This window comes from [Phormidium] sp. LEGE 05292, assembly GCF_015207735.1.
Classification (GTDB): domain Bacteria; phylum Cyanobacteriota; class Cyanobacteriia; order Cyanobacteriales; family Aerosakkonemataceae; genus Floridanema.
The window spans coordinates 1-12,574 of sequence record NZ_JADEWG010000170.1; the positions used below are offsets into that span (position 1 = coordinate 1).

Sequence of the window (12,574 nt, forward strand, 5' to 3'; positions counted from 1 at the left end):
AAATAATTTATATTTAGGACTTACGCACTGAAACAAAATCTGGTTGTTCTGGGCATCGGTTATGAGGTTGCAAGGCTGATTCTCTGGTTGAAAATTTGGCTGAGTGCGTAAGTCCTAATATCTATAATCTCTTCTATTTCCCCCATCTCGCCATCCCCCCATCTCCCCATCTCCCTACTTCTTACTAAGCTGGATGGAAATAAAAAGCGGCACCCAAAACTGTGTAAGTTGCCAAAAGTAACGCACCTTCCAACCAATTAGAACGTCCATCTAAACTGATTAAATTGGCAACTGTTACTGCTACTGCAACCGCTACAACTTCAAAAGGATTAAAGTTAAGATCCATTGGTTGATGAATTACCAAACCTACAAAAACTAAAATTGGCGCTACCAACAATGCGACTAATAAACTAGAACCCATTGCCACCGAAACTGAGAGATCCATATTATTTTTGATGGCAACACCAACTGCGGTAACATATTCGGCAGCACCACCCACCAAAGGTAACAGAATTACACCTGTAAACAAAGGAGTTAAACCCAAACCTGCGGTTGCTTCTTCCACTGCGCCGACAAAAATTTCCGATTCAAAAGCTACTCCAATTGTCGCTATTGCTAAAACCCCTAACCATAACCACAAATTCGGTTTGTGGGTAGTTTCTTCAGTTTCCGAACCTTTACTAGTTTCGGATTCTAATTCTACTAATCCCACATCATAGAGGTAGCTGTGGGTTTTGAGAGAAAACACCAAAGTTAAAGCATAGACTAATATTAATACTGCGGCGGCTGTAATAGAAAGGTTGAGAATTGCAGATTCTTTCACGCCGTTGGATGTGTAAATTACCATTGTGGGTAAAAGAATTGCAATTACCGCTAAAGTCATTGTTGAACCGTTGACCCGTGCGATTACTGGTTGAAATTCCTGTTCTTTGTAACGTAGTCCACCTAATAACATGGAAAGTCCCATTACTAGGAGTAAGTTACTCACAATAGTTCCGGTAATGCTGGCTTTAACAATATCAACTAAACCGGATCTTAAGGCAACTATGGCAATAATTAATTCAGTTGCATTGCCAAATACTGCATTTAACAAAGCACCTATAGAAGGGCCAGAAATAACAGCAACTTCTTCGGTTGCTGTACTTAACCAAATCGCTAAGGGTACAATGCCTAAAGCGGAAGTAATGAAAACTACTAAAGAATTCCATTCTAAATATTTCGCTGCTAGGGAAATTGGTATGAAAATTAACAAAGCGTAGGAAAGAATTTTTTTGAGGGACATGGTAACTTGTGCTAATGACAAAATAAATTTACCTTTGTCAGCATATCACTCTATATTGTTTAAGTCAGTCAGTCGTAAATTTTATATTTTTCAAAATCTTAAAGGAATCAGAATAACTTTACATCAAAGCTGAGTATAAAATTTATTGACCAAATTTGAATTATTCAAAATTTATTGTTTAATCGCACTTGAGAAAAAAGTCGATAATTTTCCCCGGCCATCATTGATTCCCTATTTTCCTGTTCATTTAACTTGACTAAATTGTATTGTACGTCTTCAGTGTAAATAGTAAAGGCAATATTGAAAATTTCTACAAAGTTAATTACCCACTGGCATTCCTGTTCTGGTAAGTTTTTATAGTGTCGAATCAAATCAGCGATACAGGTATCTAAATGAGTTCGAGAACGATCGCAAATTAAGACGATTTTTAATAATAGAATTACCAATGTGATTGTCTTCTTCTGAGATAACAATAAAACAAATAGCTCTGATGGATATTCTTGGTCTGTAATTGTTAAATTATCAATGAGAAATTGGCAGGTTTTGAGTAAGAATTGACGATTAATCTTTTGTCCTTCATATTCTGGGAGCAGGATTTTTAACTTTCCTATTAATTTATGGCAAATAATACTATTTGTCGGCGTTTCGGCAAAGCCAAAAGTTAAGTATTTATGTAAACTTACTTTGAATTCTTCATAGTTTAAGTCGTGAGTTTGTCTGAGGAAAATTCTCGCTAATTCATTGTATTTAAATTCACCTTGTCTACCTACCAAAATTTTAATCACATCTACTACTTTTTCTCCTAAGCCAGTGGGATTTGTAGAGAGATTTTCTTTGGCTGTTGGGGAGATAGAACGAGCAGTGTACATAGCCAAATCAAATTTAAATTTGTCTTTTAATTGTTTAGCTAATGTTTTAGCGGCTTCTCTTTGTTCCACTGGGTTGTTGGATTCAATATATTGAGGAACTAGGAGATAGGAGGTATAGCGATCGCTCCAATGTCTCGCTTTACCTTCGTCACTCCGAAAAGCAAAAATCTTTAAATCTTCAAAATCTTTGCTTTTCACAAAGGTATTCATCCAATTACTAATTCGATAAAGTTTTAAAGGTACAGCATGATGACTGATTCTTTGGGGAAATATCTCTACTAAATTACGAATTGCTTGATGCTGTCTGGTGGAATCCCAGTTATTGATTAAAATATAACAGCAACGTTTTAGTGTGTTGATAAACTCAGTTTCATTATTAGCCAAAACTATTCTATAAAGAGCTTGTAAAGGTTCTGAATTTAAATCATACACAGGCTCAATAAACATTTTTCTAAACTCTTGTAAAACCACTTCAGAAGAACTTTTCCTGACTAATCTAAAAAGAAAGTTATAAATGGTTTGCTGATCTTCTTGGAGGCTGCGCTGTGTTTGTGTATTTAATTTCAAAGAAGAACTTAGAGTTCCTGACTCATCTTTTGCAAAATTGCCAGTAAATTCAGTGTTTTGATGCTTAGTTGTTGTCATTTTAATTATGCACCTTCTGATATCTGGTAACTCACGAGTATTCAGTCAATAAATTTACCGCATTTTAGGCTTAGCCATATCATTTATATCTAGTACGCTTCAATATATGCAACTGCCTGGAGTAGTGGATACTGAAATTTATATGACTACGAATTTGCCGTATTATTCTTCACAATCTTAGCCTTCTCTAATCAATCGTCAAGGGGAGATTGCTAAAAGCGGATAATAAGTAAAAAAATATACTTTTATTTATCTATGTAAGTTAGTAAATATTGTTGATTATCAAAGAAAAAAAAGAGATTGTCTGAGAAAGGTGTTTTAATTCTTACTTAGACAATCTCCTGGTGCTTAGATGCGATCGCTAACTACCATATTTCACGCTACAACCGTAAGGTTGAGTGACAGAATTAGCAACTGGCTTACCGCTAATTAAAGAATTTACAGCATCACGAACATAATTATCTGCTTTGGCAATATCTGCGGGATCGGGTGAAGCAATACTATCGATCGCACCCATATATTTAATATTCCCATCGGTGCCAATTACAAATATGTGAGGTGTAGTACGAGCACCATATTGTTTGCCAATTTTACCTTCTGGATCGAGAATAACTGCGGTTGGTGCGGCATTGCGGCTTTTAGTTAGTTCATTTGCTTGACTGGCACTAACATAACCTTGCATTCCGGGTGCAGATGAAATAATAGAAATCCAAACTGCACCTTTACCAGTAAGTTCTTTTTGCAGTTTTTGCATATTACCAGAACCGTAGTGTTTGCGGACAAAAGGACATTCGTTATTAGTCCATTCTAAAACTACAATCTTCCCTTTAAAATCGGTTAAACGGTGCGTTTTGCCGTTAGTATCTACGGCGACAAAATTAGGTGCTGCTTTATTAACACTGGCAGCTGCTACTTTGATTTCCGATGATGATTGAATACCCGCAGATGAATAGGCAGGGGAAGTGTTAGAAGCAGCAATATGGGTAATTGGAGAAACATTTTTGTTCTCAGTATTTAGCAAATTACCAGCGTTAGAAATAGCACCGATTTGAGCAGTTAAAGCTAAGAAAAGTCCGGTAGTGGTGATACCCAATAAGCTTTTAGTCGCTTTCATTTTGGTTGATTCTCCTTGGAAATTGTTTTAAATTTGATTCAATGTATTTCGGATGATATCAGGAGTTAAGATTTGTGGTAACACAATTGGTTCCTGAGATTTTGCACCGGAAGGATACAACACATAAAGGGGAACTCCACTGCGCCCAAAACTACTTAATGCTTTTGTAATTGTAGCGTTACGATTTGTCCAATCTGCTTTCATCAATGTGACACCTTTTTGTTGAAAAGCTTGTTGTACTTCTGGTTGACTAAGGGCAACTCGTTCGTTGACTAAGCAGGTGATACACCAAGATGCAGAAAAGTTAACAAATACAGGTTTACCAGATTGGCGAATTTCCGTCAATTTCTCTGCGGTATAAGATTGCCAAACTGAATTTTTTGTAGTTTGTTGGGCGGTTTTGATGGTGGAATTTCCGGCGATGGGTGCTAAAGTGAGGGCAAGTGCGATCGCAACTAGCGCCCCAAAAATTCCGACTCTTCGCCAAATTTTTCCCAATCTTTGGGCTTTTTGATATAACCAAGCAGCGAAACCAATTAATACAAAACCTGTTAAAACCGCTGCTAAACCATCACTTCCAGTTTGTTGCGTTAATACCCAAACTAACCAAGCAGCAGCACCATACATGGGGAAGGCGAGAAACTGAGAAAACGTTTCCATCCAAGCACCTGGTTTTGGTAATTTGCGGCGCAAAGCTGGCACAAAACAAATAATTAAATAAGGTAGTGCTAAACCAAAACCCAAAACTAATAAAATTGCTAAAGCGACAGGTGGAGATTGAGTAAGTGCGACACCAATTGCAGTTGCCATAAATGGCGCAGTACAAGGAGTTGCCATTACTGTGGCAAATACCCCGGTAAAAAATTCGCCTGTGTAGCCATTTTTTACTGCCAAATTCTGTCCAATTCCCATCAAAGAAGCGCCAAAAATGAAGACTCCTGAAAGACTTAAACCAACGGCAAATAATACATAAGCTAACAGCATGACAATGATTGGTGATTGGAGTTGAAAACCCCAACCTATTTGTTGTCCGAAAGATCTTAGGGTTAGAAGTGCGATCGCCAAACCCGCAAAACTAACTAACACTCCCGCCGTAAAAGCAATGCCACTAATTCGCGCTTCTTTAGCACTTTTTTGAGCAGTTTGGGCAATGCTTAAAGCCTTCAAAGATAATACAGGAAACACACAAGGCATTAAGTTAAGAACTATCCCGCCTATTAAAGCGAAAAAGACTGCTTGCCAAACAGAAATACTGCTAGTTGTAGCGGCTGTTTTTGGCTGTGTTGCTGCGATCGCACCAATTTTTGCTTGAATATTAAAAGCTTGGGTAACAGATTGATTGTCTAGCTTTTCTTGGATTACCAAAACACCATCTACACTGGATAATTTGGGTTGATATCCTCTTTCTAAATTCAGAGTTAACCCATCTTTAGTAAAGTTGAGTTTTTGGGGTGCTGGGTTATTAATTACTCCGTCTTTGAAAGGAAAGAAGGTTACTTTTTTAATTTGCCCAGATTGTAATTCTGGGGCATTAACTGCGATCGTTAAATTAGTATCATTTGCTGTGGCTGTAGTTTGCCAAGGTATTGGTTTAGGAATCGCTTGCCTAGTTTTCGCAAATGCTGTTACCCATCTTTCATCTTTGGCGGGAGTTGTAGAGGTAATTGGTAAAGTTAAACTGATGTTAGCACTTTCGGGAATACAGTCTTTTTCACAAACTAACCAATCAGCTTTACCACGTAATAAAACAGCTTTATTTGTGGGTAAATTAGTTGGGGGAGTGATTTGAGTTAATAGGTAAACTTCATTTTCGTAGCCGAAATTTACTAATGGCCCAAATGGTAATCTTTCCGGGTGAGGCCATACTATTTTCCCAGCTTTAAATCCGGTTGGCAACTGCCAATTAATTTTAGGGATTGAACCAGAGTCACCTGGATTTTGCCAGTAAGTATGCCAACCTGGGCGAATTTTCATGTATAGTGCTACCCAGAATGGTTTGCCCGGTTGAATGGCTTTATTTTCGCTAATTAATTGTGTTTGGACGTTATTAGTTTTGACTGGATTAGTTACTGCTAAAGCGTTGGGTATTCCTAGTAAATTCCAGACTAAGAACAGAGTTGCTGTGCAAATAATTAACCATTTTTGGATTCTGGGTATGATGCCTAAACCTGCACCTGCGGAAATCAGAAAATTTCTGCGACTCCAAGACATAAGATATTACCTGTTATTAAATTATTTCTGACGGGGTGACAACTATGGATAAAAGGTAGACTGGATAAGCTTCTCGGCTCTTCGACCTCGCTGATAATAAGGTCGTTTATGTGGACTTGACGGGGTTTACCGATTGTTGTCACCCGGTCAGAAATTATTTCTTAGTTTAACTTGCTGGAATTTTACTCTTTTGTATTATAATTTTTCTTTGTAACCAAGCAAAGATAAACTAATATGATAGTAGATAATATAGCCAAAATACCGCAACTAAATTTACCCTGGATTGAGTCGCCGTTTTTTGACCAATTACTGGCACAATCTAATTTAGATGAAGAAACCAAAAAGAAAGTAAAATATTTTGCCGCTCATGGCTATTTAATTATAGATTCAGAAATTCCTAACTTCGATCGAATAGCAGAGCAAATAATTAACCAACTAGAATCTCATTATATCGACCCACACAGAATTCAAGATGCTTGGAAATTTAACGATGATGTAAGAACGATCGCTACAGCACCTAAAGTTCTTTCGATTCTGAAAACGCTTTATCAGCGAGAACCCATACCTTTTCAAACATTAAATTTTCCTCAAGGTACAGAACAAAGTACTCACAGCGATACAATACATTTTCATTGCGTACCCGCTGGATTTATGTGTGGAGTGTGGGTAGCCCTAGAAGATATAGATGTAAATAACGGCCCACTGCATTACTATCCCGGCAGTCATAAACTACCTATATTTGATTTAAATAATTTGGGAATAAAGGGGAGTTATCAGCAGCATCCTTACGAGTATTATTCAGTTTATGAAAATTTCATAGAATCTTTGATATCTCATTATCAACTGGAAAAAATTGATCTCTGTATTCGGAAAGGTCAAGCACTTATTTGGTCTGCTAACTTATTACATGGTGGCAGTAAAATTTTAGATCCTACAAGAAGTCGGCACAGTCAAGTAACCCATTACTATTTTGACAATTGTTTATATTACACACCACTGTTATCTGACCCATTCCTCAAACGAATTTCTATGAAAGAAATTACCAATATTGCGACGGGGAAAGAGGTTAAACACTACTATAATGGACAGGAAATTAAGCTTTGAAAGCTGACAAACAAATGGTCTAAAGTAAAAAAGGTTTGGCGATTGGTGCAGAAGATTAGCCCTTTCAAAATACCAGGAAAAAGCTAGTACTCAAATCCTGGGTATACGATCGCGTGTAACAATTGTGTAACGCCTGTATTAGTTTAGATAATATTGTGTTAATTTGGATTGGATCGCTAACTAAGTTTAGTCGTTAGTTATTAATTTTACCTTCTTTTTTATGATGTAGAATCAACTTCTGCACCTAACGCTTTTAACGTTGCTTTTTCTGCTTCATTTAACCCAGTAATTCCGGTAATATTCATACCTTCATAAGGTCTTTTTGCCTGTAAAGTTCTTAAACATTGACCTGTTTGCACATCCCAAATTTTAATTGTTCCGTCGGCGCTGCCGCTGGCGATCGCATTTCCCCCAACAGAAAAAGCCAGAGTACGTATTTGATTGTTATGTCCTGGCAAAACTTTTAAACATTGACCTGTATTAATATCCCAAATTCTCACTGTTTGATCGGTACCAGCACTAGCAATCAATTTACCATCTGGGCTAAATCTTACTCCAAATATTTGATTAGTATGTCCGTGAAAAACTTTTAAACTTTCTCCCGTATTTATATCCCATATTCTGACAGTTTGATCGCTGCTACTGCTAGCCAACATTTTACCATCTGGACTGAAAACAACTGACCACACCCAATTAGTATGACCAACAAAATTTTTCAAACATTCACCTGTATTTGCATCCAAAATTTTCACTATTTTATCTAAACTACCACTAGCTAACTTTTGACCGTCGGGACTCCAAGAAACCGACCAAATCCAATTTGTATGTACCTGCCAATCTTTTACACATTTACTGGTAGAAACATCCCAAATTTTAATAGTTTTATCCATACTGCTAGTGGCTAAATATTGACCATCTGGACTAAATGCTACAGAAGTTACCCAACTAGTATGTCCTGGCAAATTGTGTAAACATTCACCTGTATTTACATCCCAAATTCTAATATGACAATCAGCACTACCGCTAACCATAATTTTACCGTTAGGACTGAAAGCAAGACATACCATCCAACTAGTATATTTCTTTTGCAAAGTTTTCAGGCATTCGCCTGTATGATAATTCCAAATTCTGATAGTTGAATCTGTGCCACAACTAGCTAAAATCTGATCGTTAGGGCTAAAAGAAACTGACCAAATTTGAATAGCATAGCCTTGAAAAGTTCTCAATGCTTGACCAGTTTGGACATCCCAAAGTTTCATTGTTTGGTCTTCGCTACCACTAGCGATCGTTCTTCCATCAGGACTAAAAGCAACTGACCAAACTAAGTTAGTATGTCCCTGGAAAGTTTTTAAACATTCACCTGTTTCAAATTGCCAAATTTTGATTGTTCTATCTCCACTCCCACTTGCAAGAGTTTTACCATTAGGACTAAAAGCAACCGACCAAATTTGTCCCTGATGTCCCATTAAAATTTTTAAGCACTTACCTGTACTAACATCCCAAATTCTAATATTTTGATCGTGACTACCGCTAGCAATTAATTTACCATTTGGATGAAAGTCGATCGTCCAAATTTGTCCTTGATGTCCAGTTAAAACTTTCAAAAGTCCACCACTTTTTATCTGCCAAATTCTAATAGTTTGATCGGCGCTACCACTGGCAACTAATTGACCATTAGGACTAATAGAAACAGTACGGTTGTGATTTGTATTACCAGAGAAAGTTTGCAAACAGTTTCCTGTATTTATATCCCAAATTTTTACAGTAGCATCTCCACTACTGGTAGCCAGGATTTGACCATCTGGACTAAAAGAAACTGACAAAATTACACTTGTATGACCCTGTAAAATTCGTAAACACTCGCCTGTTGAGACATTCCAAATTCTAATAGTTTGGTCTTCACCACAACTAGCAATTATCTGCCCTAAAGGACTGAATTTGATTGACCAAACCCAACTAGTATGCCCTTTTAAAGTTAATAATGGTTGACAAATACTACTGGCAGAATTAAGCACATGATCCAGTGACCAAAGATAAATTTCGCCTGTAGCATCGCCACAAGCTACTAGTTCTCCATTCGGACTAAAATCAACAGATACAATACTACCAAAAGCTTGATTGAAGCTTGATTTATAAAAATTACTATTGCAGAAATTAACGTTGTGCAAATTGACATCTAAAAGATAAGCTTGGCGAAACTCTAAATTAGAGAAATCATAATCTGTTAAATCAGTTTCTAAGTGACGAAAGAGATTGATGAGATTTCCAGAACTATAACCGAATGAGCCTTTTTCTTCAGATTTTAGTAATCTAATAATTTGTTTTAAGAGTTGTTCTAATGCTGTTTTATTAGTGAAATATGTATGAATTTTTTCAGCAATAGGTGCTAATATGAGGCGAATTTGGCTTTCTCTGATGTAATCTTTGACGTTGGTTTTTAACAGTGCGTAATTAATAAATAGGGAGAGTTTTTTTGTGAGTAATTCTTCAGCAATGGTTTCGGTTAGGCGATCGCTCACATACTCCATAACTACAGGTTGTTGCGTATAACTACCTGATTGTTTTTCAATTAAGTTTCGCCAACTTAAAGCTTCCAATGTTTCCAACAATCTAGCGCGAGAAATTGGCGGACAAATATCTTCATACAACTCCGAAACAGTCGTCCATTCTCGATTAATTGCCAACCAATACATTACCGTTTGTTCGTTAGGAGAAAGACGGCTAAATTGCCGATCCAAAAGCCGTCGCACCCCATTAAAAAGCGGTGTATCTTGGGCTAAAAATTCGCTGATATTCCCATCAAATAAATCTTGAATAGAAGTAGAAACAATTTTTAAAGCTAAAGGATTTCCTCCATAACATTCAATTAACTTTTGTTTATCAGCATCGGAACCAAATAAGCCTTTTGCAGCAAATAATTGTTCGGCTTCTGCTTGTAATCCACTTAATCGAAAAGAACGTACTGCTAATTCTACGCCTTCAAAGGTAGCAATCTCAGCAGGTTTTTCCCGACTAGTAACAATTACACAACTTGAATGTGGAGTTTCCCCAATAACTTGTAGTAATTCGCCATAATTTTCGTATCCCGATCGATAATATCCAGCGCGATTAGCATTTAAAATTGTTTCCAAATTATCCAAAATTACCAAACAACGATGAGAACGCAAATATTTGATTAATTGACATAATTCTGCTTTGTTATCTTGCTGATTGGAGAGAAACAAAACTAATTCATTCAGCAGATTTTCTAATGGTGGTGCATTGCGAAGACTGCGCCAAATTACATAATCAAATTTATTTTGGATTTGTTGTGCTAACTTTACAGATAAAGCAGTTTTTCCGATTCCTCCCATTCCTAACAAACAAATTAATCGACAATTATCTTTTAAAATCCATTGTGATAATGTAGTTAATTCAGAAGTTCGACCATAAAAAATAGACACATCAATTGCTTCTCCCCAATCTTGGCGACGATTGGTAACAGGAATTTGTGTTATTGTTTGTGTGGTTAAAAGCGATCGCCATTTGCGTTCTAAAGCTGGTCGAAAATTGCTTTTACTCACCTCCTCACCCAAAGCTTCGGAAAGCAATTTCCACAATTTTGGCCCAATATCTCGCTTTAGATAACTAACAGAATAGCTACTAACGTCGGAAATTTGTTCATAAGTTAAACCTTGCCAAGAGCCTCGTAAAATGGCAATTTCTACCTCTGTTAATCTTCTACCGACGCTAAGAAAAAACGCCTCGTCTGCAACTTTTAAGCCTTCCTCAAATTCCATCATCGATCGAGGATTTCCATGTTTACGGTCTACAGGGTCGTACCGTAATTATCGCTAAAGTTGAGTTGAGGCGCAAATTTATTTGATTAATGACTAGATTGGCGATCGCAACTACCCAAAGACAGAGATTCAAATTATTTCCCAATTAAAATGTTTGGATCGCTAGTAAACACAGGTTTGTTGTAGGGACTTCAGTCCTACTACGACTAAAGTCGATACAACGAACTGAAATTTATTCAGAAAATAGCGGTGCAATATCCATGTAAATTCTCATGTCACAAATTTTGTCACCTCGAAAGCGTACAGTATCACCACAAGGCAAAGTAATAATTTTGCCATCATGACGGACATAAGTATTAATCATTTCTACAATCACTAATTCTTCTGACATTTGCCACATATTTGTCAAATGATGATGCAAACCTTCGCATTTTTCCAAAAACGCCATTGAAGAATCTTTAATTCCTTGATGTCCGTAAACTACGGGAAAATTACCAAATTGGTAGTGAGCATCTTCAGTGAAAAACTGCACAAAATTGTTAATATTCATCGCTTCCCCAGCTAGGAATAACTGCTTGAGAATGTCGATTTTAGAACCAGAGAACTTAGGCCATTTTTTTGTGTGAGGCCATTCCCAATGACCATTGCTATTATTAACAGAGACGCTACCTTGCACCGCATCAGAAGCCCAAACAAAATCTCTGCCAACTTCTTGATTGTATTCTTGTTGCGCTCTTTTAAAATTAACCAAAGTTGTCCGAGTTACTTGGTTAAATTCTAATTGTTCGCCATTTGGCCCTTTGCAGTAAAATAATGCCCAACCGTCGAATTCTCCCGGAGGAAAAACGGTTTTAGCGTAGTGCAGTCCCGCTTTTTTCCTCTCTGCTTCTGAGTTAACTGTGATGATTTTGTTCACTACAACTTCTGTCAAACCTCGCTTTTGACATTCTGCTTCTAACAACTTAGCAAATTCATTCAAATCAACATCATCTTTGACGTGAAAAGAGATATGCGGGACGTTGGCATAACCGACAGAAGATGGAATTTTGGCGAAAATGTTTGGGGCTTTATAGTTTAGTTTGGCATCGCGAAAATGGATGACTTCAATACAGGTATTGCCAAAGGAAATGAATCGCACATCTAAAGCTTCTTCTGTACCATTGAGGATGTTGGGAACACCAATACATTTGGGATTAATACCTTTTTCAATTGCTTCTAATTGTTCTTTTTGAAACATCAAATTTTGCAAATCTTCGCCGTAAAATCCATTACCACCGATCGCAACTTTGCCCCCTAAAATACCAACATAAAATTCTAAAGCTTTTTCCATGTCATCAACGGTAATGCCAAAATGTTGCACTCCTTGCAAATATTGGCTGAGGCAGGATTTAGTATTTTTACCGTCTAACAAATTGGTGACTTGGTTATTAATAAGCAGTGACATAATGAAGACTCCTTGCAACTAATCTCAGTTTCGTTGATGCAGGAGTCTTTGTCGTTACAGGAAAGTTCTGTGAAAGTTCAGTTAAAGTTCAGGTATTTGGAAAGCAGGGGTGCAGAGGAGATGGGG

Annotated in this window: 7 protein-coding genes; 1 reads left to right on the top strand and 6 read right to left on the bottom strand. The window is 37.1% G+C overall.

Annotated features, from left to right (window positions below):
* Positions 1-184 precede the first annotated feature (184 nt).
* The 4 genes from cax to IQ264_RS27885 all read right to left on the bottom strand — a co-directional run bounded on the left by cax (position 185) and on the right by IQ264_RS27885 (position 6,121).
* Complete coding sequence (gene cax, locus IQ264_RS27870; RefSeq protein ID WP_193985096.1) at positions 185-1,282, bottom strand: calcium/proton exchanger; 1,098 nt, start codon at positions 1,280-1,282, stop codon at positions 185-187.
* 164 nt (positions 1,283-1,446) lie between these two features.
* Positions 1,447-2,796, bottom strand: a complete 1,350-nt coding sequence (locus IQ264_RS27875) for a hypothetical protein (RefSeq protein ID WP_193985085.1) — start codon at positions 2,794-2,796, stop codon at positions 1,447-1,449.
* 361 nt (positions 2,797-3,157) lie between these two features.
* Positions 3,158-3,910, bottom strand: a complete 753-nt coding sequence (locus IQ264_RS27880; RefSeq protein ID WP_193985087.1) for a redoxin domain-containing protein — start codon at positions 3,908-3,910, stop codon at positions 3,158-3,160.
* A 27-nt stretch (positions 3,911-3,937) separates the two neighbouring features.
* Positions 3,938-6,121, bottom strand: coding sequence for a protein-disulfide reductase DsbD family protein (locus IQ264_RS27885; protein WP_193985089.1), 2,184 nt, complete (start codon positions 6,119-6,121; stop codon positions 3,938-3,940).
* Positions 6,122-6,355: 234 nt separating this feature from the next.
* Here IQ264_RS27885 and IQ264_RS27890 point away from each other — a divergent pair, with 234 nt between their 5' ends.
* Positions 6,356-7,225 (top strand): phytanoyl-CoA dioxygenase family protein, encoded by an 870-nt coding sequence (locus IQ264_RS27890; RefSeq protein WP_193985092.1) that lies wholly within the window; start codon positions 6,356-6,358, stop codon positions 7,223-7,225.
* A 218-nt stretch (positions 7,226-7,443) separates the two neighbouring features.
* Here the strand turns inward: IQ264_RS27890 and IQ264_RS27895 are convergent, their stop codons facing one another.
* A complete protein-coding gene (locus IQ264_RS27895) occupies positions 7,444-11,007 on the bottom strand; it encodes an NB-ARC domain-containing protein (protein WP_228061875.1) in 3,564 nt (1,187 codons plus the stop codon).
* A gap of 229 nt (positions 11,008-11,236) precedes the next feature.
* Complete coding sequence (locus IQ264_RS27900) at positions 11,237-12,448, bottom strand: nuclear transport factor 2 family protein (RefSeq protein WP_193985094.1); 1,212 nt, start codon at positions 12,446-12,448, stop codon at positions 11,237-11,239.
* Positions 12,449-12,574: the final 126 nt, after the last annotated feature.